The organism is Bifidobacterium sp. VU/mBH4 (B4) (genome assembly GCF_058199535.1).
On sequence record NZ_JBVPQJ010000001.1, the window covers coordinates 356,292 to 380,945 of the forward strand.

At 60.2% G+C, this 24,654-nt stretch carries 23 protein-coding genes and 2 tRNA genes; 12 read left to right on the plus strand and 13 right to left on the minus strand.

Annotated elements, in window-relative coordinates; translation table 11 throughout:
• Positions 1 to 57: 57 nt before the first annotated feature.
• Positions 58 to 708, plus strand: coding sequence for a hypothetical protein (locus AC0AII_RS01530; protein WP_490445836.1), 651 nt, complete (start codon positions 58 to 60; stop codon positions 706 to 708).
• 67 nt (positions 709 to 775) lie between these two features.
• Positions 776 to 865: a 30S ribosomal protein bS22 gene (locus tag AC0AII_RS01535; RefSeq protein WP_004268639.1), complete on the plus strand. Its 90-nt coding sequence runs from the start codon at positions 776 to 778 to the stop codon at positions 863 to 865.
• Between the two features lie 87 nt (positions 866 to 952).
• Here the strand turns inward: AC0AII_RS01535 and rpiA are convergent, their stop codons facing one another.
• From rpiA to AC0AII_RS01555, 4 genes are all read right to left on the minus strand, one after another.
• Positions 953 to 1,651: a ribose-5-phosphate isomerase RpiA gene (gene rpiA / locus AC0AII_RS01540; protein WP_144085067.1), complete on the minus strand. Its 699-nt coding sequence runs from the start codon at positions 1,649 to 1,651 to the stop codon at positions 953 to 955.
• Positions 1,652 to 1,758: 107 nt separating this feature from the next.
• Positions 1,759 to 2,802, minus strand: coding sequence for a ribonuclease H family protein (locus tag AC0AII_RS01545; protein WP_490445837.1), 1,044 nt, complete (start codon positions 2,800 to 2,802; stop codon positions 1,759 to 1,761).
• 60 nt (positions 2,803 to 2,862) lie between these two features.
• Complete coding sequence (gene pgm / locus AC0AII_RS01550) at positions 2,863 to 4,536, minus strand: phosphoglucomutase (alpha-D-glucose-1,6-bisphosphate-dependent) (RefSeq protein WP_490445838.1); 1,674 nt, start codon at positions 4,534 to 4,536, stop codon at positions 2,863 to 2,865.
• Between the two features lie 62 nt (positions 4,537 to 4,598).
• Entirely contained in the window at positions 4,599 to 5,693 is a 1,095-nt protein-coding gene (locus AC0AII_RS01555) for a diacylglycerol/lipid kinase family protein (RefSeq protein ID WP_101432755.1), read from the minus strand.
• A gap of 221 nt (positions 5,694 to 5,914) precedes the next feature.
• Between AC0AII_RS01555 and AC0AII_RS01560 the strand changes: the two genes are divergently transcribed.
• The 7 genes from AC0AII_RS01560 (at position 5,915) to AC0AII_RS01590 (ending at position 12,050) form a co-directional block, all read left to right on the plus strand.
• A complete protein-coding gene (locus AC0AII_RS01560; protein WP_198189330.1) occupies positions 5,915 to 6,592 on the plus strand; it encodes a serine dehydratase beta chain in 678 nt (225 codons plus the stop codon).
• A gap of 12 nt (positions 6,593 to 6,604) precedes the next feature.
• Positions 6,605 to 7,480 carry an L-serine ammonia-lyase, iron-sulfur-dependent, subunit alpha gene (sdaAA, locus tag AC0AII_RS01565; RefSeq protein ID WP_490445839.1) on the plus strand — a complete coding sequence of 292 codons (876 nt, stop codon included), beginning with the start codon at positions 6,605 to 6,607 and terminating at the stop codon, positions 7,478 to 7,480.
• A gap of 143 nt (positions 7,481 to 7,623) precedes the next feature.
• Complete coding sequence (serS, locus tag AC0AII_RS01570; RefSeq protein ID WP_313838249.1) at positions 7,624 to 8,910, plus strand: serine--tRNA ligase; 1,287 nt, start codon at positions 7,624 to 7,626, stop codon at positions 8,908 to 8,910.
• 93 nt (positions 8,911 to 9,003) lie between these two features.
• A tRNA-Ser gene (locus AC0AII_RS01575) sits at positions 9,004 to 9,088 on the plus strand.
• Between the two features lie 170 nt (positions 9,089 to 9,258).
• Positions 9,259 to 9,756, plus strand: coding sequence for a hypothetical protein (locus tag AC0AII_RS01580; RefSeq protein WP_490445840.1), 498 nt, complete (start codon positions 9,259 to 9,261; stop codon positions 9,754 to 9,756).
• A gap of 70 nt (positions 9,757 to 9,826) precedes the next feature.
• Complete coding sequence (locus AC0AII_RS01585; protein ID WP_490445841.1) at positions 9,827 to 10,363, plus strand: YbaK/EbsC family protein; 537 nt, start codon at positions 9,827 to 9,829, stop codon at positions 10,361 to 10,363.
• Between the two features lie 127 nt (positions 10,364 to 10,490).
• The gene (locus tag AC0AII_RS01590; protein WP_490446087.1) at positions 10,491 to 12,050 is read left to right on the plus strand and encodes a ClC family H(+)/Cl(-) exchange transporter; all 1,560 of its coding nucleotides are present in this window, start codon (positions 10,491 to 10,493) and stop codon (positions 12,048 to 12,050) included.
• Between the two features lie 11 nt (positions 12,051 to 12,061).
• Here AC0AII_RS01590 and AC0AII_RS01595 read toward each other — a convergent pair whose 3' ends face one another.
• Entirely contained in the window at positions 12,062 to 12,673 is a 612-nt protein-coding gene (locus tag AC0AII_RS01595) for a Type 1 glutamine amidotransferase-like domain-containing protein (protein WP_490445842.1), read from the minus strand.
• Positions 12,674 to 12,821: 148 nt separating this feature from the next.
• Here AC0AII_RS01595 and AC0AII_RS01600 point away from each other — a divergent pair, with 148 nt between their 5' ends.
• Complete coding sequence (locus tag AC0AII_RS01600; RefSeq protein ID WP_490445843.1) at positions 12,822 to 13,541, plus strand: HAD family hydrolase; 720 nt, start codon at positions 12,822 to 12,824, stop codon at positions 13,539 to 13,541.
• An 8-nt stretch (positions 13,542 to 13,549) separates the two neighbouring features.
• On the opposite strand, the gene AC0AII_RS01605 is transcribed toward AC0AII_RS01600, so the two are convergent.
• Entirely contained in the window at positions 13,550 to 14,251 is a 702-nt protein-coding gene (locus tag AC0AII_RS01605; protein ID WP_490445844.1) for a LuxR C-terminal-related transcriptional regulator, read from the minus strand.
• Positions 14,252 to 14,349: 98 nt separating this feature from the next.
• On the minus strand, positions 14,350 to 15,663 hold the full coding sequence (locus AC0AII_RS01610; RefSeq protein WP_490445845.1) for a PspC domain-containing protein: 1,314 nt from the start codon (positions 15,661 to 15,663) through the stop codon (positions 14,350 to 14,352).
• Between the two features lie 113 nt (positions 15,664 to 15,776).
• On the opposite strand from AC0AII_RS01610, the gene AC0AII_RS01615 reads away from it, so the two are divergent.
• Together AC0AII_RS01615 and AC0AII_RS01620 are read left to right on the plus strand one after the other, a co-directional pair.
• The gene (locus AC0AII_RS01615; protein ID WP_490445846.1) at positions 15,777 to 17,681 is read left to right on the plus strand and encodes a PspC domain-containing protein; all 1,905 of its coding nucleotides are present in this window, start codon (positions 15,777 to 15,779) and stop codon (positions 17,679 to 17,681) included.
• Between the two features lie 139 nt (positions 17,682 to 17,820).
• Positions 17,821 to 18,081: a hypothetical protein gene (locus AC0AII_RS01620; protein WP_490445847.1), complete on the plus strand. Its 261-nt coding sequence runs from the start codon at positions 17,821 to 17,823 to the stop codon at positions 18,079 to 18,081.
• Here the strand turns inward: AC0AII_RS01620 and AC0AII_RS01625 are convergent.
• From AC0AII_RS01625 to AC0AII_RS01650, 6 genes are all read right to left on the minus strand, one after another.
• Positions 18,031 to 19,587, minus strand: a complete 1,557-nt coding sequence (locus AC0AII_RS01625; RefSeq protein ID WP_490445848.1) for an alpha/beta hydrolase family protein — start codon at positions 19,585 to 19,587, stop codon at positions 18,031 to 18,033. The genes AC0AII_RS01620 and AC0AII_RS01625 overlap by 51 nt on opposite strands.
• A 66-nt stretch (positions 19,588 to 19,653) precedes the next feature.
• Positions 19,654 to 20,289, minus strand: a complete 636-nt coding sequence (locus tag AC0AII_RS01630; protein ID WP_490445849.1) for a DUF4125 family protein — start codon at positions 20,287 to 20,289, stop codon at positions 19,654 to 19,656.
• A 12-nt stretch (positions 20,290 to 20,301) separates the two neighbouring features.
• Positions 20,302 to 22,320, minus strand: coding sequence for a DUF4037 domain-containing protein (locus tag AC0AII_RS01635; RefSeq protein ID WP_490445850.1), 2,019 nt, complete (start codon positions 22,318 to 22,320; stop codon positions 20,302 to 20,304).
• Positions 22,321 to 22,448: 128 nt separating this feature from the next.
• Positions 22,449 to 23,030: a hypothetical protein gene (locus AC0AII_RS01640; RefSeq protein ID WP_490445851.1), complete on the minus strand. Its 582-nt coding sequence runs from the start codon at positions 23,028 to 23,030 to the stop codon at positions 22,449 to 22,451.
• Positions 23,023 to 24,225 (minus strand): ATP-binding protein, encoded by a 1,203-nt coding sequence (locus AC0AII_RS01645; protein ID WP_144085086.1) that lies wholly within the window; start codon positions 24,223 to 24,225, stop codon positions 23,023 to 23,025. The genes AC0AII_RS01640 and AC0AII_RS01645 overlap by 8 nt, the downstream gene beginning before the upstream one ends.
• Before the next feature lie 302 nt (positions 24,226 to 24,527).
• Positions 24,528 to 24,601 (minus strand) — tRNA-Pro (locus AC0AII_RS01650).
• Between the last annotated feature and the right edge of the window lie 53 nt (positions 24,602 to 24,654).

A 24,654-nucleotide genomic window follows, 5' to 3' on the forward strand; every position in this document is an offset into this window, starting at 1 on the left:
CCGGGCTTTCACGCCATCTTCGCAGTGCCGACACCCTGCCCATGAGAGAATGGAGGCATGGCTGACAATCCTTCTGCACCCCTGTCCTCTTCGCCCGATTCCTCTGTGCATGCCCAGCAACGCCGTCGACGTATAGGCTTGGTCATCGCCTTGGCTGCGGTAGTGGTTCTGGTGCTCCTGTCGGCTTTCGTATGGCCGCACTGGGCGGTGCGCAGCCAACAACCAGACGCACAGGCTCAGACCTCCGCTTCTTCCCGTCCCTCCCAGGCCAGTCCAAAGGCCACGGCGGCGCCCCTGCCGGACTCGGCCTCGGAACTGCTCAAGGCCATGCCTGACACAGTGGGCGGCTTCGCCCGAGTCAAGGCTGATTCCGACAGCGAGTGGAGCACCCGTACGCCTATAGAGGAGTACAGCCTGGTCTACTCCACCGGCAGATCGGGCGGGGACGTGACCCTCCACCTGGCCCAGTGGTCCAGGAGCGAGGATGCCAAGGCCCTCTACGACAGCCAGTCCACAGGCATGTCCGGCAAGGAGCTGGCCTCGGGCAAGGTTCGCAGCGGCGGCACGGTCACCGGATCCTATCTGGAGAAGGCGGATGGTGACGACGAGCACAAGGCACTGGTCATCTGGCAGAACGACACGGTGGTCTTCCGTGCCCAGGGTCAGCGGACAGCGCTGGAGGCTTTCTACAAGGCCTTTCCGCTCTGATCGTCCCCCAAGCGGTGTACGATAAGCAAGTTGGACACTTCCAGGTAACTAAGGATCGGAGGCTCGGATGGGTTCTGTCATCAAGAAGCGCCGCAAGCGGATGAGCAAGAAGAAGCACCGCAAACTGCTGCGCAAGACTCGTCACCAGCGCAAGTAGCTCTTTATGGCTTATGGCCCGCTAGGGCCGACGAAGCCCCCCGCATCGATTGGACGCGGGGGGCTTCATGTATATATCCGTCTATCCTCACTTGTTGGCGTTGGTCATGACCCGGGGACCATTGGGGTCGCCCACGATGACTGTGTCAACCATGTTGAGGAAGAGACCGTGTTCCACGACGCCCACAGTGGTGATCAGGTCCTGGGCCAGATCCTGCGGGTGCTCAATCCGCTCCAGATGCAGGTCGATGATGTGGTTGTGCTCGTCGGTCAGAACCGGCTGCCCCTGGCCGTCCATCCGCAGGACCGGGTTATAGCCGCGCTCCTTGAAGCGGTCCAGGACATGGCGCTCGCCAAAGGGGATGACCTCCACTGGCAGGGGGAAGCGGCCGATGGTGTCGACCACCTTGGACTCGTCCACGATCCAGACGATCTTTCGAGAGTTGGTGGCTACGATCTTCTCCCAGAGCAGGGCTGCGCCGCCGCCCTTGATGCCGTTGAAGTTCTTGTCGACCTCGTCGGCACCGTCGATGGTGACGTCGATGTGGTCCACCTGGTCGATGTCGACGATACGGATTCCGTAGCCTTCAGCCTGTTCCTTGGTACGCCGAGAGGTGGTCACGCCGGTGAACTCCAGGCCCTCTTCCTTGACGCGCCGTCCAAGCTCATCCACGAAGAACCGAACCGTGGATCCGGTGCCCAGCCCGGCGGTCATGCCGTTCTCGACCAGCTTGGCTGCCTCGATGCCGGCGGCCTTCTTCAGTCTGTCCTGCTCGGTCTTGTCCATAGACGCTCCTTCATGCCCGCCATGCTTTTAACAGCTGATATCCGCGGGTCTTGTTCGTTCAGGTTCACTCCAGTGTAGACGATGGCCCTTGACGGTCCATGAACAGCTCAATCCTTGACTTCGATGGCATGCAGACGGAATGGGGCCTCCTGGATGTTCACGTAGCCGTCAGGGTCGATGGCGGCGTCCAGATCAATGCTGCCGACTATATGCAGGTCCTGTCCGGTGAACATGCTGCTGCCAGACGGAGGAGGCGTGATGCGGATCCGGCCGCTGGCTCTCAGCCCTCGAGCGCCGGAATTCTTGGTCTCTTGATCAACCGTGTCAGTGTCCGAAGTATCGTTTAAAGCCGGCGAGGGGTTGTCTTTTTGATCATCGGCTATGTCAGAAGCGGGCGTGTCATTGATGGCTTTAGACGGCACGTCGTCCCGCTCATCTGCTGCTGCGGCCGGCGACCCTGAGAATGTTGCGGCTACGGACTCGGCTTGCTCGGCATCCACGGCCTCGGATTCGACGGCGGTTTCAGCCAGGTCTTTCTGCTCTTCCTGATCCAGGCGAACCTTCTTGCGGCCAAGATCGTCCAGAACCTGGGGTCCTCCGTCCAGCTCCTCCTTGACTGCGGACGGCACCTGCGTGCCCTTGGCATAGGGGGAGGCCAGCAGTGATCGCCAGCCCTCAACGGGCAGACAGCCTTCCCGATCGCCTTTGCCTGCAGCTGTGGCGTAGCCGCGGGCCAGCGTGTCCACTTTCTCGTTGAAGGTGTCGCCGGCGTGGCCCTTGACCCAGACAAACCTGACTGATCCCGGCCGTGCCTGGATCTCCCGATCGATAGCCTCGATCAGAGGACGGTTCTTGACCGGCTTACCCTGGGAGTTCTTCCAGCCCTTCTTCTTCCACCCGGGCACCCAGGTGGTGGAGCAGTTGATGGCGTATTGGGAGTCGGTTTCGATGATCAGCGGGCGCTCGCCTGGGTGGGCGCGCAGCGCCTGCAGCACGGCGCATAGCTCGCCGATCTGATTGGTGCCGTTGCTTGCGCCGCCTGCATCCGCGTCGCCGCCCTCATGATCGGCCCAGGCCCAGCCCATGGGGCCGTTGGGATTGCTCAGTGCGCTGCCGTCGGTGGAGACGACCAGATTCTTGTCGTTGGTCATGATTCCAGTCTAGACAGGGAAACAAAGAACCCTCGTGCCAGCGATGGTCTTGTCTGCAGTTCAGCCCAGGGCCTTGGCTACTACCTGGTCGGCATCGTCCAGAACCTGATCCAGGGCCTCGGGGGAAACGAAGGATTCGGCGTAGACCTTGTAGATGTTCTCGGTGCCGGAGGGGCGGGCGGCGAACCAGTTGTTCCGGGTGGTTACCTTGATGCCGCCGATTTTGGCCCCGTTGCCCGGCGCTTCGGTCAGCTTGGCAGTGATGGGCTCGCCGGCCAGGGTGGAGGCCGTCACATCGTCGCCGTTCAGCCGGGCGAACTTCTGCTTCTGCTCCAATGTGGTCGGGGTGTCCACCCGCTTGTACCAGCTTTGGCCGAAGCGCTCCACCTGCTCCTGGTGGAGCTGGGCCGGGTTCTTTCCGGTCTTGGCTGTGATCTCGGCAGCCAGGAGGTCGGGGATCAGCCCGTCCTTGTCGGTCGTCCAGACGCGGCTGTCCCGACGCAGGAAGCTCATCCCGGAGCTCTCCTCGCCGCCGAAGGCCACCTCTCCCTTGAAGAGGGGGTCGACGAACCACTTGAAGCCCACAGGCACCTCGATCAACCTGGCACCGATGGAGGCAGCCACACGGTCGATCAGGGAGGAGGAGACCAGGGTCTTGCCGATGCCGGCGCCCTGGGGCCATCCGGGACGGTTGCCGGAGAAGAGGTATTCCACGCAGACGGCGATGTAGTGGTTGGGATTCATGACCCCGGTTCCAGGGCAGACAATGCCATGTCTGTCGGCATCCGGATCAGTGCCGCCCACCAGGTCGTAGGAGTCCCAAGCCCCTGCATTCAGGCGATCCACCAGGCCCTTCATGGCATAGGGGGAGCTGGGATCCATGCGGATCTTCCCGTCGTGGTCGATGGTCATGAACCGCCAGGTAGGATCCACCTCGGGGTTGACGACGCCGATGTTCAGCCCGTACTTTTCGTTGATCAGCGGCCAGTAGTTGACCGAGGCCCCGCCTAGCGGATCAATGCCCAGGCGGACCCCAGAGGATCTGATCAGGTCGAAGTCGATGACATTGCCCAGGTCGGCCACGTAATGTTCCCGGTAGTCGAAGCGCTCCACCAAGTCGGATTTGATGGCATCTTCAAAGGGGATCCGCTTGACCTGCCTGTAGTCGCCCAGGAGCTCGTTGGCCCGTTGCGCTATGGCGTTGGTGGTTTCGGCCGGGGCCGGGCCGCCTGTGGGCGGGTCATACTTGAACCCGCCGTCGGTGGGCGGGTTGTGGGAGGGAGTGACCACGATGCCATCGGCCAGGTCCTTGCCGGAGAAGCGCTGGGTGCCGTCGGCCGCCCGGTTGTGTGTCAGGATGGCCTGAGAGACGGTGGGGGTAGGAGTGTAGTCATCATTGGCGTCAATGCGCACTCGTACGTCGTTGGCTGTCAGAACCTCGATAGCGGTCTTCCAGGCGGGCAGGGAGAGGGCGTGGGTATCGCGGCCCAGATAGAGCGGTCCGGTGACTCCATCCTTGGCTCGCTGTTCGGCTATGGCCTGGCTGATGGCCACGATGTGGGCCTCGTTGAAGGAGGTGGTCAGGGCGGAGCCGCGATGCCCGGAGGTGCCGAAGGACACCCGCTGGGAGGGCGTGGAGGGGTCGGGGATGAGATCGTAGTACCTGCCGATCAGATCGTCGACGTTGATCAGATCTTCCGGGCTGGCAGGCTTGCCCGCGTTCTGTGCTGTCATGCCTCCCATCATGCCACCCCGGCATGAGAAAGCATGCAGATGGGGAACAGACTCCTTCGGTCTCAGTCGGACTGGGGGACCCGCACGTTCAGAGCCCGGTGCTCAACACTGAGTGCCAGGTGACAGGTCTCGCCCAGAATGTCGCCGTCCACCTGAGCCAGGGCGGGCTTTTCCAGGCGGATTTCTGCCTTGGTTCCCTGCAGCTGGACGATGGTGGAGTTGGTCGACAGGGGGCTCTGGCTGGCCTTTCGGGTGATGGTCTGATGCATGACGTCTCCGAAGAGGTTGGCCCAGCCGATCAGGCCAGCGGAGGTGTCGATGATCTCGAAGTCCAGGATGCCGTCCTCGTAGGAGGCGTCGGGCATCAGGGAGAATCCTGGGATCTCCCCACAGTTGCCGGCCATGAAGGTGCGGAAGGTCACCGAGGTGTTGGTCTGTGTGACCTGGTCGGGCCGGGTAATGGTGATGTCGGCCGTGTATTTGGGGGCGAACAGATGTTTGGCGCCGCTGATGAAGTAGGCCAGCCAGCTGACCGTCTTCTTCAGATTGGGATCGGTGTCATCAATCATCAGGGCGTCGAAGCCGATGCCTGCGATGATCAGGAAGGCATGACCACGGCCTTGTTCCTGATCATCCTGGTCCAGCAGAGCCATGCGGCCCACGTCGACCTGGGTGGATCCGTACGAGGTGGCCACGGCCAGGGCGGCGTCCAGATCGCCAACGGGAATGCCCATGTTCCTTGCGAAGAGATTCCCGGTTCCTATAGGGATGATGCCCATGACATGGTCGCTGGATGCCATGGCGCTGGCTACGGTGCGTACGGTTCCGTCCCCGCCCACGGCAACGACTACGTTGGCTCCACGCTCCAGTGCCATGCGGGCGCAGGCCTTTCCGTCCCGATCCAGCTGGGTTTCGATGAAGCTGAATTCGCGGATGCCCTTGTCCCGGCAGTATTGCTGGATGCGCTCGCGGGCAGCGGCGGCCTGGGGCTTGGAGGGGTTGATGACGAAAGCGTAGCTGAGCTGGTCGTCATCCCGGGCCAGGATCTGCATGGCGAACCTATGCCGTCTTTGGGCGCGGATGATCAACACCACAGCTGTGACGACAATGGCCGCCACCGCCAGGATGCCGAGGATGACGACCGCTGGAATTGGCATGATTCTATTGTGCGCGCGGTGTCGACCCGAATCCCCCTGGGTGTGTCCGACGTGAACGAACCCTCTACAGCAATCACGCTGACAGTATCAGTTGATTGAGTTATGAAAACCGGAAAGTTATGATGTCATTCGGTCCATGTGGTCCCTTCGGTCTGGAGCTGCAACGGCTTCGTGCGCTGGAAGTCTGGGAAAGCCCGGGGGTATGGGAAGAGGAGGCAGGCATGGATAAGTACAAGAGCGTGTTCGACATCATAGGACCCATCATGATCGGACCCTCCAGCTCGCACACAGCTGGGGCCGTGGCCATCGGTCGGGTTGGCCACATCCTTGCAGGCGGTGTTCCGAGTCGTGCCGACATTCATTATTATGATTCCTTCGCTCGCACGCACAGCGGTCACGGTACCGACTATGCCATCATCAGCGGCCTGTTGGGTTTTGCGCCGGATGACTCCCGGGTGCCCGATGCCATCGGCATCGCCCGCAGGCAGGGCATGGATTTGACCTTCCACGAGGAGGATGAACCCAGTCCCATCGACCACCCGAACACCGCCGTCCTGGACTTGCGGGGCCCAGCCGGCCGGGTGATCTACGCGGCTTGCTCCATCGGGGGCGGAACCATTGAAGTGCGGCGTATCAACTTGGACGGCTGCCTGATCACTCCTCCAGGGCTTTTGCCCATCCTGCTGGTGGAACTGGATGAATCCGACAAGGGCTCCAGTCGTCGGTTGGAGCGCATACGCGATCTGCTCCGGGAAGAGGGCGTGACCAAGCAGACCAGGTATGAGCCCGCGGGTCCGGCCGGCACGGCAGTGTACGAGTTCGATTTGGACAATCCGCTGTCCACGCAGCGGCAGCAGCAGATTGCCGGTCACTCGTCCCGGATGATTTATATCGACTAGGAGGCATGGCGCATGTTCACTTCGATCGCTGAACTCGTGAGTATGGCTCAAGAGCGTGGCTCGTCGATATCGGAAGTGGCCATCGAGGAGGAGGTGCGGCGTTCGCACCAGACGCGCGAGCAGATCTGGGCAAGAATGGCCAAGAACCTGCAGGTCATGCAGGCTGCCGTGGCCAGGGGGTCCCAGGGCAATGGCGTGTTTTCCAAGACCGGGCTGAGCGGAGGACAGGCCGCTCTGCTGGATCATTACCGGAAGACACGAACCAGCCTGAGCGGCGATGCCATGCTGCAGGCTGTCGAGGCCGCCATGGCCACCAATGAGGTCAATGCGGCCATGGGCATCATCTGCGCGACGCCTACGGCCGGTTCCTCCGGGACCCTGCCCGGAGTACTCACCGTGCTCAAGAACCGACTGGGGCTGGATGACGATGGGCTGATCCGCTGCCTGTTCACGGCAGGGGCTTTCGGACTGGTCACGGCCAACAAGGCGATGATTTCCGGAGCTACAGGCGGTTGCCAGGCCGAGGTGGGCAGCGCATCCGGCATGGCTGCCGCTGCTGCGGTTGAGGGTGCAGGGGGCGATCCCGATGCCTGCGCCCAGGCCTTCGCCATAGCCATCAGCAATCTGCTGGGACTGGTCTGCGATCCCGTGGCCGGACTGGTGGAGGTGCCCTGCGTCAATCGCAACGCCATCGGTACCGCCAACGCTTTGATCGCTGCTGACATCGCCTTGTCGGGTGGTGTCAGCAGGATCCCGCCCGATGAGGTCATCGCAGCCATGAAGTCCATCGGCGAAAGCATGCCCTCGTCACTGAGAGAGACCGGCATCGGCGGACTGGCGGGTACCCCCACCGGCAAACGGTTCCGCAAGACTGTATTCGGCCAGTGATGCGTGGCAGACGCGTATAAGGGACGGCTGGTTCGCGTCTGCCTTCCCGCCGCGGCCGGGCCGGTTGCAGCAGAGGCCATGGGACTCGGAAAGAGGTGTGCGGGGCCGGTTTCCGTGTCCTTTGAAAGTCATACAATTCAGATATGTTAGATATCAGGTTCATTCAGGAACATCCGGATGTTGTCCGTGAATCACAGCGCAAACGCGGCGAATCGGTCGAACTCGTCGACGAAGTGCTGAAGGCGGACAGCGAGCGCAGGGCTGCACTCCAGGATTACGAGAGCTGCAGGGCCGAGCAGAAGTCGCTCGGCAAGCGCATGGGTTCGGCGTCTCCTGATGAGAAAGCCGACCTTCTGGCCCGGACCAAGAGCCTGTCCGAGAAGGTGAATGCCTGCAAGTCAGCCTCCGACGAGGCCAATGCCAAGTACACCGATCTCATGTGGAAGTTCAGCAACGTAGTGGAGCCCGAGGCGCCCGAGGGCGGCGAGGACGACTACGTGGTGGTCAAGAAGGTCGGTACCCCGCGCGACTTCACCAAGGAGGGCTTCGAACCCAAGAACCACCTGGACTTGGGCGTGGGTGTGGCTGGCATCGACATGCGCAGGGGCGTCAAGATTTCCGGTTCCCGCTTCTACTTCCTGCGCGGTGACGTGGCCCGGTTGGAGATCGCCATGCTGACCATGGCCGTGGACCAGGCCATGGAGCACGGATTCATTCCCACCATTACACCCACCTTGGTCCGGCCCGAGGTCATGGCCGGCACCGGCTTCCTGAATGCCCATGCCGACGAGATCTACCGTCTGCGTGAGCCTGACGATCAGTATCTGGTGGGCACCTCCGAGGTCTCCCTGGCCGGCATGCACGAGGATGAGATTCTGGATCTGAGCCAAGGCCCGTTGCGCTACTGTGGCTGGTCCAGCTGCTACCGGCGGGAGGCTGGCTCTGCTGGCAAGGACACCATGGGCATCATCCGCGTCCACCAGTTCGACAAGGTGGAGATGTTCGTCTACTGCAAGCAGGAGGACTCCCGTGACCAGCACCAGCAGTTGCTGGCCATGGAGCAGGAGATGCTGGCCAAGGTGGACGTGCCCTACCGGATTATCGACACCGCTGCAGGAGACCTGGGGTCCTCAGCCGCGCGCAAGTTCGACTGCGAGGCCTGGGTGCCCACCCAGGGTCGCTACCGTGAGCTGACGTCAACCTCTAACTGCACCGAGTACCAGGCCCGCCGCCTCAACGAACGCGAGCGGTTGGAGGACGGCTCCACGCGTCCTGTCAGCACCCTGAACGGGACCCTGGCCACCACCCGCTGGCTGGTCGCCATCCTGGAGAATCACCAGAACGCCGACGGTTCCATCGTCATCCCTGAGGCTATGCGCTCCTATGTGGGCGGCAAGGAGGTCATCGAGCCCAAGACCTGGGAGGCCTGAACCGCCTCTGCCGAGGTTGGTCGACATTCCGTTGGTGGTTGGACCAACCTTGATGTCGTATGATGAGTGACGTGCCTGATCGGCACGTCTTATGGACAGGTGTCTGAGCGGCCGAAAGAGACGGTCTTGAAAACCGTTGTGGCGCAAGCCACCGCGGGTTCGAATCCCGCCCTGTCCGCCTGGTGGATGCCCCGGAGCTCATTCCGGGGCATTCTTGTATTCGCTTAAAATCCCGTGTCCGCAGAGCGGTTTGGGCTGGCACCTGGTGCCTACAATGATGGATGGTAGCCATGCGTAATCACGCGAGCCGACCCTTGGGCGCCGACTCTGCAAGGGAAAGGTCGGGTCGTGGAACAATTCATCGCCATTGTCTCTCTGATCGGGGATTGGTTGCTTTTCACATTCCCTCTCTTCCAGGGGCTGATGGAGCTGCAGGAATATCAGGAGCTCCTGGACGACTTTGATCAGCTCAGCAAGAATTGGGATGAGGTCTCGCCCTGGTGGTGGCTGGTGCCCATCGTCAAGATCCGGCTGGAACGTAAACGCGGGCACGAAATTCTCCGTCAGGCTACCAGGACCAGATCAGAACGTCGACGGGCGCTGAGCTTCCTTGACCAGGCAACTGCCTGGTACTTCGTGTCGGTCGCAGGCTGGCTGAAGATGATCTCCTCCTCTTATGAATTGCTTGAGACATACGATGCCGAAGAGAACATATGGCTGCTGGTTCTTCTTGTCTTCCTGCTGACCTCCGGCGGTCTCTTCAACGCATACTATCGCATAGACAGGAAGCGGATAGGCCAGAAGGAGAAGGAGCTGAAGCCCGATTCGGAGGTGGCCAACGACTGACGAGATGACCTTGAGACCAGGCAATGACAGCACTGAATCTGCAGCAGCGGATCTTGGCGTCCTGGACGATATGGGAAAGAATTCGATGGGCTCGGGGAACAGGATGGTTCCCTTGTCCGTGCGAGAGCATTTGGACGGCTTGGGGACGAATTGGCGCCTCGTCCAGCATCCGCCCTTGGACACCATCGATCAGGGCATGGAGCTGGGCATTGCTGACCTGCTGGGGCTCTCTGTGAAAAACCTGTCCAAGTCCCTGCTGCTGGAGGACGCTGGAGGTCTGCTGATACTTCTGGTGGCCCAGGGCATAAGGCGTCCTGATTTGCGCCAGGTGCGGGAAGTGGTCGGATGCCGAAGGCTGCACATGGCCCCGGCTGCCACCCTCCGCCAGTGTCTGGATACGGTGCCGGGGCGGGTCTCGCTGCTGGATCTTGTGGACTATCGCGGCCAGGTGGATACCGTTGTCCTGGACGGTAATCTTGTGGCAACTGATCAACAGACAGCACTACCGCTGGGCTCCGATGAGGTGTCCGTCTGTCTGCCTGGCTCCTGCCTGCCGGATCTTGCACGGAAGCTGGTATCCCAGGTGCTCATACTGCCGGAGAGTTGAAGCCGTCGACTCAGCCATTGCTCCTGGTCTCTGCCCTGAGAGAAGCTGGAAACCGTTGTGCGCGAAGGAGGGAAGGAGCAGACCGGTGAGGCTGAATCCGTCTAGAGGAAAGCCGTCGGCAGATGAGATGGATCAGACCCATCGTTCCGACCAGCTGCAGGCGACCAGATCGGGTCGAGCAAGCCGGTGGCTGGTGGCGTTCAGGGCCGCCTGTTGCGGACTGTTGGTGGGAGTGCTGGTGGTGCTCTACCGGCAGGGCATCGGCTACGGCACACAGTTCGCTCGATGGGCCTACGCACAGATGCGTGACCGGCCCCTGATGATTCTTCCTTGGCTGCTGGCCGCCCTGCTGGTGGGCCTGGCCCTGGCCTGGATGGTCGGCCGTGTTCCCATGGCCTCCGGCTCCGGCATCCCGCAGGTGGAGGGTGTGGTCATCCACGGCATGCGCATGCCTGCCCTGCCTGTGCTGGGCGTACGATTCCTGGGCGGTCTGGCCTGCGGCATGTTCGGCCTGTCTTTGGGGCGCGAGGGGCCTTCGGTGCAGATCGGCGCGGCCGGTTCCCAGCTGGTTTCCCGAGGATTGCGCCGAGACCGTGTGGAGGAGACCTGCCTGGTGACCTCCGGCGCGGCTGCCGGCCTGTCTGCAGCATTCAACGCGCCCTTGTCGGGGATGGTCTTCGCCCTGGAGGAGATCCACCGGTCCTTTTCTCCTATGATTCTTCTGTCAGCAGCCATGGCCTGCCTGAGTGCTGATTTCATTGCCAAAAACCGTTTCGGCCTGCGTCCGGTCCTGGACTTCACAGCTATGCCACAGCTGACCATCGCCCAGTATCTGCTGATGATCCCCCTTGGGCTGGTGGCCGGCCTTGTGGGAGCTGCCATGAACCGTCTGCTGCTGGGAGCGCAGAGCCTTTACAGCCATCTGCCCTCGAAGCTGGGACCGGTGATCTCCCTCTTCCTGGCCCTGCCGGTCGGGTTGTTGCTGCCTGCTGTCCTGGGTGGCGGCGAGGACCTGATTGGCAAGGCGGAAGGTGTTCGTGAGGTGGCTTGGTCGGTGGCCATCAACCTGCTGGTTCTGCTTCTGGTCAAGATGCTCTTTACGGCTACCTCCTTCGGCAGCGGTGCCCCCGGGGGCATCTTCATGCCCATCCTGGCAGTTGGCACGCTGACCGGATCACTGTGCGGGATGGGTGCGGCCGCCCTGGGAATGCCTGTTCGGATCATTCCGGTCTGCGCGGTCTGTGCCATGGCAGGCACCCTGACGGCCTCGGTCAAGGCCCCCATAACCTCCATCCTGCTGACGGTGGAGATGTCCGGCTCTCTGGTCCATATGCTCCCCGTGGCCCTGTGCGCCTTCACAGCCCTGATGGTGTCTGATCTGCTAGGCGTCGAGCCCATTTACGAGGCTCTGTTGGAGCGTTACCGCCAAGGGCATGCTCCCGATGCCCAGGCCCCTGACAGGGTGACTGTCGAGTTCCCCATAGAGCATGGCAGCCCGGCGGCTGGTCGTCTGTTGGGGCAGGTCCCCTGGCCGAACGGATGCGCCGTAGTCGGTCTTCGCCGGGGCGAGCATCGGCTGATTCCCGCAGGAGATTTGCGGCTGCTTGCTGGAGACGGTGTCATCCTGCTCTGTCCGGGCGATCGTCTGGACCAGGCCCGTCAGGTCATGGAAAGCCTCTGCCGCTGACTGGTGGTGTTCTAAAGGATGGTCAGGCACTGCCCGCGTACTGCCACGGCCTGGGTGTTGCTGATGGCCACCATTGGCCCCTCGTCACCGTAGCGGTCCAGAATTTTCCTGGTCACCTCGGCGAAAGGCTCGGAATCAAGGTGGGGGAGGAGACGGAAGTCCACCAGACCCAGCCCGGCGGTGGAGTCCAGATCCGGGGCGGCCGAGCGCGGATCCATGGCATCCAGAAAACCGATATCGGGACCGGTCACCACAGCGCCGGCCGATTCGCCGATATAGGGTTTGCCTTGATCCACCTGCTGCCTGATCAGATCAGCAGCCCCTGAGCGGCACAGCTCCTGCAACAGGAAGAAGGTGTTGCCGCCGGACAGGTAGATCAGGTCGTCCTCCTCCAGGCTGCGACGTATGGTCTCCGGATCGGCTGTTGAGACTTCCAGGTCGTCGATCCGGCAGCCCATGTCGGTGAAAGCCCTGCGAGCCTCCTGGACATAACCATCCGAACGCTGTGGAAGGTTGGCCGTGGGGATGAAAGCCACCGTATGATTCTTGGGCGAGCCTTCCAGAAAGGCGGGCAACCTGTCAGCGGTAGCGGAGAATGAGGATGTAAGCAGCAGCCGACGCATGACGGCTCCTTTCGTACTTGTCGGGACTTCCGCCCCGGGCAGTTTGCAAAACGTAAGATCCGACCATTGCTGGCTTCAATATATCCATTCGGTGGCCTTCACCTAGTGATTGACCACCTTGTAGGCTCAGATGCCTAGTCTGGGGGGCATGGCAAGGCAGCATCAGGAGTTCCAGCAGGGATCAAGCCAAGGCGTATCGGGCGACCTGCCAAGTGAGGATATATTCAGCGATGACCGCCCCGATCCAGCGGCCCCAGGCGGCAGTATCCTCTTCGCCTTGCCCGGAACCCTGGTGGATTGGGACCCGCGCAGAGCCCTGGTCGGGCAGTACCCTGACGGGGTGGTCGATATGGTGCTGGATTCGAATGACCCTTGGGGCTTTGGCTGTGTCAGCAGACAGATCAATCTGGGCGTGGATCCACAGCAGGCACTGGCCGACTATGAAACCACTCACGGGCCTGCGGTCGCCTGGGTGGTCCGCGTCTGTCTGGAAAACTACACCCTGGCGGTGAAGGGCCTGCTTCCCGGAGCATCGGAGCTGCTGGAAGATCTGCAGCGGGCTGGCCTGACCCTTTGGGGCCTGGCGGCAACGACCCGTCAGCTGACCGAGGCGGCATCCGAGGCCCTTTCGCCGCTGTCTGTCCTGGAGGATGTCCTGATCTCGTCAGAGGAGCATCTGGATCTTTCCGATCCGCTCTTCTATCGTCTGGCCTTGCGTCGTTTCGCCATCAGCCCCGGGCATACGATCTTCGTTGATGCAGATCCTGAGCATGTGGCAATTGCTGACAGGCTGGGCATGAAGGGGGTTGTCGTTCATGACATCAGCAGTCTGCGCCAGCTCCTTCATCAGCGCAGACTTGCCTGTTGAGCGGACTATCAGACGATGCGGCGGTCAGCGGCCCAGCGGGTCAGTTCGGTTCGGTTGGATAGCTGGAGTTTGCGCAGAACGTTGGAGACGTGGGTTTCAACAGTTTTGATGGAGATGAACAGCTCGGAGGCCACCTCGCGGTAGGTGTAACCACGGGCGATCAGGCGCATGACCTCCTGCTCGCGTGCGGAGAGCCGATCCAGTTCGTCGTCTTCTGCCAGACCGGCATCTGCAGCCTCGTCCTCCTGGAAGGCGGAGAGCACGAATCCGGCCAGCTTGGGGGAGAAGACCGCGTACCCCTCGTGAACCTGGCGGATTGAGGAGACCAGGTCCTTGGCGGAGATGGTTTTGGTCACGTAACCACGGGCTCCGGCGCGGATGACCGAGCCCACGTCCCTGGGCGAGTCGGATACGGAAAGAGCCAGAAAGACCGACCGGGGGGAGAGGGGATGCGAGCGGCTCAGGATTTCAGCACCTCCACCGCCTTGGCCACCGGGCACGTGCACATCCAGCAAAACCACATCGGGACGTGTCTGCCTGACCATGAGGATGGAGGACTCCACGTCTGCCGCCTGACCCACGACGTGGAAATGCGGCTGCAGGGTGGTGATGACGCCAGTACGAAACATCTCATGGTCGTCGACGACGGCCACGCGGATGTTTGCGGACCCATCCTTGGCTTGATGGGGTTCTGCTGCAGTCGTGGTCATGGGCGTGGTTCAGCCCGCCTTTCCCGACGCGGGTCCTCAAGTGTGGGTGGGATCGGACCGGCATGCGTCTGTGAATGAATGGTTCATCATGCATCCTATCATTGCTGGGCCTCAGTCCCCTTTTCAGTCTGACTAACCTTGCCCTCCTGGTGTTGGCTGGCTTCGGACAGAGGCATATGCATCCTGACCTCGGTGCCCCAACCAGGGCGGGAGACGATCTCGACCCTGCCGCCGCGCCGCCGAATCCGGCCGATGATGGACTCGCGGATTCCCAGACGGTCAGCTGGAATTTCATTCATATCAAAGCCCGAACCGTGGTCGCGCACGTAGACCTCAACCTGATTCCTGCGGGCCTCACAATAGACGGAGATGGGTTCACCGCCGTGGGTTACGGCATTGACCAGGGCCTGTCGGGCCGCGTTGAGCAGGGCATCGGTCTGGGCGCAGGGCATGGCGTCGCCCACGGTGACCACCTCGATCGGCTTGCCGGAATCGTCCTCTACTTGTGCGGCTATCTGGCTCAGCCCAGTGCTGACTGACCGGTCTGAGGGGGTGCGTTCCTGGTAGAGCCAGTTGCGCAGATCACGCTCCTGGGATCGGGCCAGGGTGAAGACGGTATGCGGATCGTCGGCATGCAGCTGGATCAGCGCCAGGGTCTGCAGGACGCCATCGTGCAGGTGGGCTGCCATGTCGGCCCGCTCCTCCTCGCGTTCCTTCATGGCTCGTTCGTCGCCCAGCTGGCTGAGGATCGAGCCTACCCAGGGCACGACCACTGCGGTTACGCCTATAAGAAGTAGGCCGGCCAGGACTATCAGGGTCAGGGCCCAATGCAATTCCTGGGTGGAGAGCAGGAAGATCACCGCAGCAGACAGGATCAGGGCCAGGCTGCCTATCAGGGTCGGCAGGTGGTAGCCGGTTCCTTGGTTTTCCGGCCTCAGCCAGGCCAGAACCAGTCCTGCGCAGAAAAGCAGGCAGGGGACGACAAAGGCGGGGCGCATACCGCTGTTGAGCAGAAAGACCGCAGTCAGCAGGAGAATGATGCCCAGGCCTGCCAGCAGTCTGGTTATCCGCCCGGGACTGATGCTGTGATCCTCCTTCTGATCTGGCTGTTCAGTAAGGATGCTGGGTGCCAGCGGGGCTGACTTCGGGTCATTCGGTTGGACTGCCTGCGTGGGGTCGCCCTGGGGAAGTGTCAGCCAAAGAAAGCAGTAGATTACACAGGTGATCAATTTGGGGGCCATAAGCACCATGACCAGGCGGATCCAGAAGACGGGAATGCCCAGGTGTAGGCTGACGCCCTTGCAGACTCCGCACAGGATCCTGCCCTTGTGTGGCCTCATCAGGGGCATGCGCGCAGGGTGCAGAGGAGGTGGTTCCCTCAACGTTTGTTCTTCCTGCATGGCTGCGTTCATGTCTCCATTATCGGTTTCGGATCGTGCCGATAGGGCAATAAGGGGAAGAAATCAGGGTCGAATCAGGGTGTTCCCCCATGAGATTTGCGCTCGCAGGGTGTTGTAATGAAGATATGAGTAGCGACATGAACGGCAATGGCCCCGATAACGGCTGGCAGTGGAAGTTCGACAGGTTCTTCCGCGCCTGCAGGGAGTCCTATCTGATCCGTGACCAGGGATGGGTAGGCGGTGTTTGCGTAGCCTTGGCCCGTCGCCTGGGTTGGAGCGTGACCCTGGTCAGAGCCTTGATGATTCTGGCGGTCTTTTTCTTCGGCGCCGGTGCCGCCTTCTACGGCTTTGCCTGGTTCGTCCTGCCGGACCGGCGTGGGGTCATTATCGCCCAGGAGTTGATCCACGGGATTTGGCATGCTTCCATGGTGGGCATCATCATTTACTGGCTGCTGGCCATCCTGATTCCTGGAGTCGGAATCTTTTCACTGGCCTTCGGTGCTCTGGTCCTGTATCTGTTCATCCGGTGGAGCCGCAACAAGGCCCTGGAGTACCAAAGAGGGTACTGGACTGGGCCGGATGCCGGCAGACCGGTTTCGGGCGATCCCTGGGTGATGGGACCGCAGTATTCGGAACGGCCGAGTGGTGCAGGCTCGCAATGGTATCCGAATCAGCCTGACTACCCAAGCTTTTCGGGGTATGAGGGGTACCAGGATTACACAGGGACGCGAAGCAATACGCAGACAGACGGCAATGCGAGCACAGAAGGATACAGGAACCAGCCAGGGGATTCCGATTCGTATGGAACTCGGGAACAACAAGGGGATGCGACTGCTTCCGGACATATTTTTGAGACAGCGGATTCGGCAAACGCTGCCAGCGATTCGAACAATACGCAAGGCTTTGAGAATCCTGTCGCTGGTGCAGCTCCCGGAGGTTGGACGGGGGCAGAAGGCCCTGCAGAACCTGTTGGGAACATGAATCAGTCATATGGATTCAGTGACTGGACGGACTATGGCACAGCCGGGTCATTCTCGACAGGGCCGGGAATAGCCCGTAAGACTCCGTCGGTTCCGCCCCGGATACGGCGTCGTCCCGCCGGACCTGCGCTGGTCAGTCTTCTGTCAGGACTGATCCTGGTCTCCGGCGCAGGGGTCTGGTGGATGGCCACGAACCCCTATCGCGGATTGAATGTGGCCTTGACTTTCGCTCTGATCTGGGCTGGAGGCGTTACGCTGATACTTGGCGTGGTCATACTGATCCTGGGCTTGATGGGCCGCAGGTCTGGAGGACTGACCCCCATTGCCCTGTTGGCCTGCTTGGTTGTCCTGATGCTGGCTTCTGGTTCGGCCATACCAGGCATTGAGCAAACCCAGAACCGCAGGATCCTGGCCGAATACGCCACAGTTCAAGTTAACGGCAACAACCATGGACGCTTGTTGGGGGCGGACAGTGCAGACATGAGGCGTTACCGCCGTGGCATCGCGCTGGTCGGAGACCCGCAGGATCAGGGAAGTGCCGTCATTGACCTGACTGGTTATGAGCAGAAACACGGCACTCATCGCGTTCAGATTATGGATGATGCGGAGAGTACAGTCTCAGGCTGCCCGACGGGCACTGTCCGCCTGGCTGTGGCCTATGCTGACGTTCGCCTGCTCATTCCTAAGGGATGCAGTCTGTCCTATAGGGAACACACCGACCTCTATAGGGTCTTGGGATCAGGCGCGGCTGACTGGATAACCGAGACGGAACAGGGAAACCGGATGTGGTGGGGCAATACGTCGCCATCAGCTGAACGACGCAATTGGGAGGAGGCCCTGCGAGCGTCCAAGGAGGATCAGTGGCATATGCCCGACGATCCCGAATTGATCGTCGATGCCAATCTCATGGCCGGTGCGCGGGTCACCGTGCAAGCCCAGGGGAGCGCTACCCAGCCGAAGCGGGCGCAGCTCTACAGCGGATCGATCAATGAATATTGGGATTATAGCTACAATCCATGGCAGTTTGGGGAGGATCAGGAAGATGACTGATATGCAGCAACCAGAAGGAGGCCAGCCGCTGGATCGCCAGGAGCGCACCACCAAGGTCATGCCGGTTGAATCACAGGCACCCCCGATATACCAGGTTCGGATGCAGCCGCCGGAGCCGATCCGTCCTAGCGGCCCCAGCATGCCTACCATCATTTTTGGCATCCTGGTTGGACTTTTGGCTCTGACCATGTTGGCTTTAGGATTGGTCTTTCTGCGTTACGGTACGGATCTGACCCTAGTCATACCCTGGCAGCGGATTATTCCATTGATTTTTGCCGGCCTGGGCGTGGTGCTGATTGTCGCTGCTATATCAACTTGGCTGGCATCAACAAAGCGCACTCGTCATGACTCAAAAGACCAAGATATTCCAGAAGATCAGGCTGCCAAGGATGGCCAGTGACCCCAACAAGGTCAGAGTCAGGGTCAGCCAGTGGCCCGCCCCGGCAACAGCTGGTTTGCCGTCAGGCCGGCTGAAGATGGATGTCAGGGTGCTCGCCAAGAGCAGGATGAGGATTAGGCAGAGACCTGACAGTAGGAACCAGGAGAATGTCATCATCGGGGACAGATGGACCAGGCCGAAGGCCTGGCGGACCACAGTGAGGGCATAGGCCAGCAGGGCCGCTATCAGTCCTGTGGCCAACAGGCCCAATGCCCAAAGCCGTCCGGCCAGACCTTTGCTGAATCCGGACCGTCGCTTGTCATTGCCTCGAGCCCGCAGATGTGAGTTCAAGGCTCCTATCAGGGCAGTTATGAGGGCGGCAGCCAGCAGAATGGGGCCAGTGGCCATCAAGGTCAGCAGGGCGGTCAGCGAGGAAACCAATCCGGAATCAGTGCGATCAGGTACTCGATTGAGCTGGTGGGGCTGGCTGCCGGCAATCATGGGAGTGGACCATTGATCGGCCTGGGTGCCCAAGGCTACAGCGTTGATCCAGTCTTCCAGATTATGGGTATAGCGGGGTTCCAGAGGCAACCCGTCCTTGGCCAGCCGGCTGCCGGTGCGTATCTGATGATTGGTGGGGTAGTAGCGCAGGGTAACATTGTCGTTGCCGCCAGCGTGGGCTCTGCGGATGATCTCTTGTGCCCCCTGTTCGACCGGCATGGAGAAGTCCATGGTGCCGAAGTTGATCATGACCGGCATGCGCAGCTGGTCCAGATAGGGCAGAGAGGGGAAGTCGGCGTACTCCAGGCCCAGCAGGGACAGGTCCATGCCGATGAACCGGGGTATAACGTTGCGAATTCCTTTGGGTGCGCCAATCAGATCCAGGTAGTTGGTGGCTGCCATGGCCATCTGCCGTCGTCCCGGATAGGCGGGGGGAGAGGTCATGATGGAGAAGGCGATTTTGGGATCCTTGGCGGTCATGATGGTCGATATCCAGGTGCCCTCGGACTCGGCGTAGAGCCCGACCTTGGCCGGATTCACGCCTGGCCAGGAGCGTAGTTGGTCAAGCGAGTGCCCGTAGTCGGCGGCTAAGGAATGATAGTCGCGGTGGAAGGCGGTGTAGTTATCCAAACGCTTGTCAGGCACCAGGGTGGTGATGCCGGCCGAGGCCATGGCTGAGGCCAGATCGCCATACACTTCTGAGGATTTGCCGGTTCCGGCGCCGTGGATGAACAAACAGGCTGGCCCCGTGCCCTCTCGATCGCGCGGCTCTCTGACGATGGCCTGGATGCGGACTCCGCTATCCAGAGCAATGCTGATTTTCCGTTCTTTGACCTTATAAGTACCTTCAGGAGTGGTAGTTCCAAGGCGCGAGGCGATGGCTGTGGACCGGGTCGGAACCTGGATGTGGTTTCGATAGGGTTCCACCTGCCAGTCCGGTGTCATGGCTTGGCCCAAAAGGAGCATGACCAGCAGAATGACCACGAAGGAGGCGGCAGTGAAGCCCGCCCGTTTCAGCTTTTGCACCCGTCAACTCTACCTGACCGCTCGACAAGCTGAAAAGACTGAAACTCCTGATTGTGGTTCAGGAGCTCAGTTTTGGGCCTGTTCGGCTTCGTCCAGGGTCTCAAATCCGTTCATTTGCACTGTGGCCAGGATTGTTTCCTCGGTAAGGTTGCCGCCCCGGGCCTCGATCTGGTCCACCATGGACTGGTAAAGATCCAGGGTCCGGGCCGAATAGGTGCCCAGTTCGCCACGCAGATAAGTCTCGAAGGAGGTGGCCTCCGGCGTGTCCTCGCAGGTGCGCAGGACCCGCATCTCCTGGCCTAGACGGGGGTAGCGCTCGCGGAAGTCCTTGGCCCAGGCCACTTGCATGTCGATGATGCACTCCTGCTGCTCCTGGCGTGCCAGACCCAGCCTGGGCAGGTATGGGGCGATGCTGCTGTGGTACTGGTCTGGGGCTGTGGACTCCATCATCCGCCCATACTTCTCGGTCAACAGGTTGCGCCCCTGTTTGTCGGCCTGATCCAGGTCGTCCGCATAGCTGGTCAGCAGGGGATGCGGCCAGGTCAAAAACTGGCTCAGGCGCATCTGGTGGAACATGGGCCAGTTGCCCTGACAGTTGGCCGGACCGCCCTCATTGTTGACCTGTTGGAACTGTTCCCATTCGTGGCGGACGATCCGCTCGCGCAGGGATTCCTCATCCTGACATTGCTCGTCGTTTGCCATCTTTGGCTCCTTTCAGATGCTGTGCAGAACCGGATCGTCGCTGGAAATGTGAGCCTCAACGTAGGGGCGCTGCCATTCCAGGAAGGTTTCCGGGCTGTTGGTCAGGCCTTCTGCTTGCAACTCTTCTACGATTCTTGCGCAGATGGACTCCACAAGTTTGGTGACGCGTTCGGTAGCCGGCCGGGCTCCCTTGCCGCCCTCGCCAAAGCCTTGCCCCCCGTAACAGGCAGCCGAAGCCAGGCGCAGGATGTCCTCCAGCTGCTCGGTCAGGTCGGCCAGCCTGGTGGCCACTCGTCCGCTCAGCCGCCGCAGGGCCGCGAAGGTCCACTTGTAATAGGGCAGATACCCGACGGTCAACGGATTGTTGATCAGGAAGATCAGGGAGGCGCAGGCTTTGATGAACTCGTTGATTGACAGCATGGCTGCAGCCCCGTCGCCCCGCTGCAGACTCCGCGGCAGATTGTATTGGCCCGCCTGGGCGATCATGCCCAGCCGGCGGGAGATCAGGCAGAAGCGCACATCGTCGGGCATGGCCTTGAACCCCTGCCGTGTGGCCAGCATCTGCCCCAGAGGATCCGCGAAAATCTTGCCATTGGTGGCTGCAGCCAGCGTAGCCTCATCCAAGAGTAGCCACTCGTGGGGGTGATCTTCCGGGGGCGCCTGCCGGTAGCCGGTCAGGGATTCGAAGAAGCCGCCGATCTCAAAGACGCCTACACGTCGGTTAGCCCCCCTAGCTCTGACGCTGTCGGTTCGTGAGCCGAACCCCATGAATTCGGTGGGCAGGGCCTCGTAGTCCTTCTGCAGCTGGTCGCCGATGGCCTGGTAATCCTTGCTGGTCAGCCACAGGCAGAAGCCGGGGCCGAAATCATGATCCCGGGAGGTGGCGTCATCAAAGCCGTAGCAGTCCGAGCCATGGCCCATCAATCCCACGGCGATCCGGCTGCGGTACTGGGGGTAGCGTTCCTCCAGCATGGGACGGCCCACTTGCTCCCAGTAAGCCTTGGCCAGGTCCAGTCCTTGAATATCCGTGCGGGGGCCATGCCGACCGCGGTCATCGTTCTGATTCCTGGTCTTCGGTTGGCTGGATGCTGCTTGCTTAGCCTGGTCGGATTGGTCCTTGTCCCCGTTTTTATCAGCAGCGGCCTGGGCCTGGTCCAGATTGGCCTTGGTGATCTGGTAGTAGTCGCTGCCCTTACCGTATCGATCCTCAATGATGGCCAAGGCCTTGCGATAGGTGTCTGCCGATTGACTGAAGCGACCGGTCATATAGCAGACTTGAGCAAAGCCGGCTAAGGCTGAGGCATAGTGTGCGCTGTTTTCCAGGTGGCCGGTTCGATAGATATCCAGGGCTATGCGAGCTTGGTCCCAGGCCTCTTGCAGAGCCTGCGGACTGTCGCTGCGCTGCATGAGCAGAAGGGCCAGATTGGTGTGGGTGGTGGCCAGATCCAGATCCTGGGAAGGATCAGTGCTGGAATTCTCCAGGATGTCCATGGCTTGGCGCAGCTCCTGCTCGGCCTGGTCGGGTCGGTCAGTCTCGCTGTAGAGCATGGACAGGTTGTTGTGCAGGGCCGCCAGGCGCCGATCCTTGGGCCCAAGGGTTTTGGCTGCGGAGGCAAGCGCCTGCCGGTAGAGGTCTTCTGCCTGGTCGTACTTCTTGGCTGCCCGCAGTCCTGTGGCTGCATTGATCAGGGTGGTTGTCCAGGCCTCGGACCCCTCAATGCGCATGCGTGTGGCCAGCTCGATGGCGCGCTGGATCATCCACATATTCTCCTGGTGGCGACCCTGGGACCGGTAGAAGCCCATGATTTCGTTCAGCACGGTCAGCAGTCCGGCATCATTACCCGCATTCTCCGCATCCACCAGCGCCTGCTGCAGATAGGGTTCAGCTTCGTCGCGGGCCTTTCCGGCGCTGAAGATGGCGTCCAGACCGTCCAGGAAGACTTGGGTGTCGAAGCTGCCGTCCGGTTGCAGGTAGGACTGTTGATGCTCTTCCTGCTTGTTGTCTGGGATCGGTGTCTGGTCCTGGCTCATTTGGCTCCCTTGCTGTCAGGGTATCTGTAGGTGCGGGTCCCTCATGGAGCCCTAGCGCCCTGGTCGCTTCTATCTATCAGTCTAGGCTGATGGTCTTTGATGGACTTCAGTCGGCTATGTCGCCTAGGTCACACCTGCCCGGTGCAGCTGTCTGAATGGGTAACGAGGAGCTCGGCCAAACATCGCTCATGGTTTTGGAAGTGATGGTTTCTTCGATACAACTCGATGACACGACAGAGCTCATCCGCGTCGTTCCAATATTGGTGCAAGAAAGCATACTGCTTGATCTTGTGCAGCCCCAGTTTCTCCTTGCAGAATTCGCTGGGTTTCATGTTATTGACGTGCGTCCAGTCCCTATAGGCCCCCTCTTTGATGATGGCCAGGATCTCGATCTCAGGACGAGTAGTCAGTGTAAGTACACGGGCTTTAGACTGGTACAGAGGCGACAAGTGAAAGCGTTCATTTGGTGAGTCAATAATACGGACGATATTCACGCACGAAGAACCATAGGTCACGGAAAGGAACCGTTCCTCGATTTCCCTATCTTTACGGCAGCGGGTATAAAACCGACCAGTCTGCGGATCTTCAATAAGGGAATCTTTAGGGATGATCAGTTTTCCTTCTGTCAGTAGGAGTTCAAAGATGACGCTTTCGGCAGACCCTTCGCAGATAACCAAGGTAGGTTCATTATAAATCGCTTGACTATCCATGAACCGTTTCCTTGACGTAGCTCCGCAAGGCACTGATGGAAGCGGCTGAGGGCGCGGTTCCTTGCAGGGCACCCGACATGAACTGGACGCTCTTCTTCAGTTCACCGCGGGTGACCAGCTTGTTATACCGGATCAGTTGGAATCCAGCGTTCTCATGCCTGACAGCGAACCAAATGTTGTCCTTTCTGGTGAAATGGTCCAGCAGTTCTGGATAGTGCGTAGAAAAAACGAGTACCGCCCCATGCGGGTTAGTAGCAGGAGAGGAGAACAAGTCGATGATAGCGAAGACCAACTGCTTGTTTATGCTGTTTTCGATTTCGTCGAATAGTAAGTAGCCTCCTTGCGCAAGTGTTTCGATAGCATGTTGTGCCAAGGAGGTTCCGCGGAATGTTCCCGCCGATATCATGGCCATAGCTTGCGAGGGATCACAGTCGCGCTCAACCTTTTCATTGCGGAACTTGATATGGAACTGGTGATCGCTTACTTCCAAGTGTTCGATGGTCGGATCGAATAGACGTACCACTTGCGATGGGGGAGTGACAGGAATGGACATTTGCAGCGGATTTTGCAGACAGAGGGTGACCACGGTCTCCTTGGTGCGCAGAATCCCCGTCGTTAGAGAGCGATCGGGGGGCAAAAATCTCTTGACATCCTCGGCCAGCTCCTTTTCGTCGCCCGACTTATTCATTCCTCGAGTCGCTACAGTCCACCAGGATTCTTCGTCGCCATCTATGGTTCTTTTCAAACGAATCTTGCTCAGACTTCTGCCTGCATACTGGCACAGCCGTTCCTTTTCGAAAACTAAGGGGGAGTCGGCGGTGGCCTCGTCCTTGTCGGCGCGACGGAGTGTGGCATTGAGCAGCCAAGCCTCGCCGTTTTCTTCGAAGATAATGCGTGCTGTAATCGTGGGCTCAAGAATGTCCATCAGCGGATCGATGGTAGAGCGTTGAGTTCCCAATGAAGCGCCTCTGGCAATGTTGATGATTAGAGAAAGCAGGCGTAGATCAGTGGTTTTGCCGGAGGCATTGATACCGGAGATGCCAATGGCTGTGACGATGCCAAGCGGTGAGGTGGTGCTCTGAAGGCGATGGGTGAAGCTGCCATCGGTAATCCTATCTTCGGCGAACAGGATCATGCGTAGTGCGCCCTTGTCGTATAAGCGAAGTCCTTTAAGGTCAAAGGCTAAGATCCGCATTATGCTCCTTTGAACAGAATATTTGTTTATATACTACATCTGAATGCTGATAATCTGTCGCTCCGTTCCGAGGAACCTCAATTATTGATGCAGCGGATATTGGTACAGCGGAAGATTTCAGGATCGTTGGGGCTGTGATCCCAAACTGATAAAAATGCGAGAAAAAAAACGAGAATCGCTTTTGCCTTTTAACTTTTGCTTTTAAGAAGAGAAAGAGCATGGCAAGGTTATTGTTCTTGCACATACTGATCTCTAAAAGTTACGAATACAGAAATTCCGGCCCATAAGGACCGGAATGCTTGTCGGGGTAGGGGGATTTGAACCCCCGGCCTCTTCGTCCCGAACGAAGCGCGCTACCAAGCTGCGCTATACCCCGTGACAACGTTCTATATAGTACACGTACCGTCGGCCAAACGCCATTGTCTGCGC

Coding starts and splice junctions, on each gene's coding strand:
- AC0AII_RS01560 (WP_198189330.1), top strand. CDS start 5,915: ATGGATAAGTACAAGAGCGTGTTCGACATCATAGGACCCATCATGATC.
- AC0AII_RS01630 (WP_490445849.1), bottom strand. CDS start 20,289: ATGGCAAACGACGAGCAATGTCAGGATGAGGAATCCCTGCGCGAGCGG.
- AC0AII_RS01640 (WP_490445851.1), bottom strand. CDS start 23,030: ATGGATAGTCAAGCGATTTATAATGAACCTACCTTGGTTATCTGCGAA.
- AC0AII_RS01545 (WP_490445837.1), bottom strand. CDS start 2,802: ATGACCAACGACAAGAATCTGGTCGTCTCCACCGACGGCAGCGCACTG.
- AC0AII_RS01590 (WP_490446087.1), top strand. CDS start 10,491: ATGGATCAGACCCATCGTTCCGACCAGCTGCAGGCGACCAGATCGGGT.
- AC0AII_RS01610 (WP_490445845.1), bottom strand. CDS start 15,663: ATGAACGCAGCCATGCAGGAAGAACAAACGTTGAGGGAACCACCTCCT.
- AC0AII_RS01555 (WP_101432755.1), bottom strand. CDS start 5,693: ATGCCAATTCCAGCGGTCGTCATCCTCGGCATCCTGGCGGTGGCGGCC.
- AC0AII_RS01645 (WP_144085086.1), bottom strand. CDS start 24,225: ATGCGGATCTTAGCCTTTGACCTTAAAGGACTTCGCTTATACGACAAG.
- AC0AII_RS01595 (WP_490445842.1), bottom strand. CDS start 12,673: ATGCGTCGGCTGCTGCTTACATCCTCATTCTCCGCTACCGCTGACAGG.
- AC0AII_RS01585 (WP_490445841.1), top strand. CDS start 9,827: ATGGGAAAGAATTCGATGGGCTCGGGGAACAGGATGGTTCCCTTGTCC.
- rpiA (WP_144085067.1), bottom strand. CDS start 1,651: ATGGACAAGACCGAGCAGGACAGACTGAAGAAGGCCGCCGGCATCGAG.
- sdaAA (WP_490445839.1), top strand. CDS start 6,605: ATGTTCACTTCGATCGCTGAACTCGTGAGTATGGCTCAAGAGCGTGGC.
- AC0AII_RS01605 (WP_490445844.1), bottom strand. CDS start 14,251: ATGACCACGACTGCAGCAGAACCCCATCAAGCCAAGGATGGGTCCGCA.
- AC0AII_RS01635 (WP_490445850.1), bottom strand. CDS start 22,320: ATGAGCCAGGACCAGACACCGATCCCAGACAACAAGCAGGAAGAGCAT.
- serS (WP_313838249.1), top strand. CDS start 7,624: ATGTTAGATATCAGGTTCATTCAGGAACATCCGGATGTTGTCCGTGAA.
- AC0AII_RS01535 (WP_004268639.1), top strand. CDS start 776: ATGGGTTCTGTCATCAAGAAGCGCCGCAAGCGGATGAGCAAGAAGAAG.
- AC0AII_RS01530 (WP_490445836.1), top strand. CDS start 58: ATGGCTGACAATCCTTCTGCACCCCTGTCCTCTTCGCCCGATTCCTCT.
- AC0AII_RS01620 (WP_490445847.1), top strand. CDS start 17,821: ATGCCTACCATCATTTTTGGCATCCTGGTTGGACTTTTGGCTCTGACC.
- pgm (WP_490445838.1), bottom strand. CDS start 4,536: ATGACAGCACAGAACGCGGGCAAGCCTGCCAGCCCGGAAGATCTGATC.
- AC0AII_RS01615 (WP_490445846.1), top strand. CDS start 15,777: ATGAGTAGCGACATGAACGGCAATGGCCCCGATAACGGCTGGCAGTGG.
- AC0AII_RS01600 (WP_490445843.1), top strand. CDS start 12,822: ATGGCAAGGCAGCATCAGGAGTTCCAGCAGGGATCAAGCCAAGGCGTA.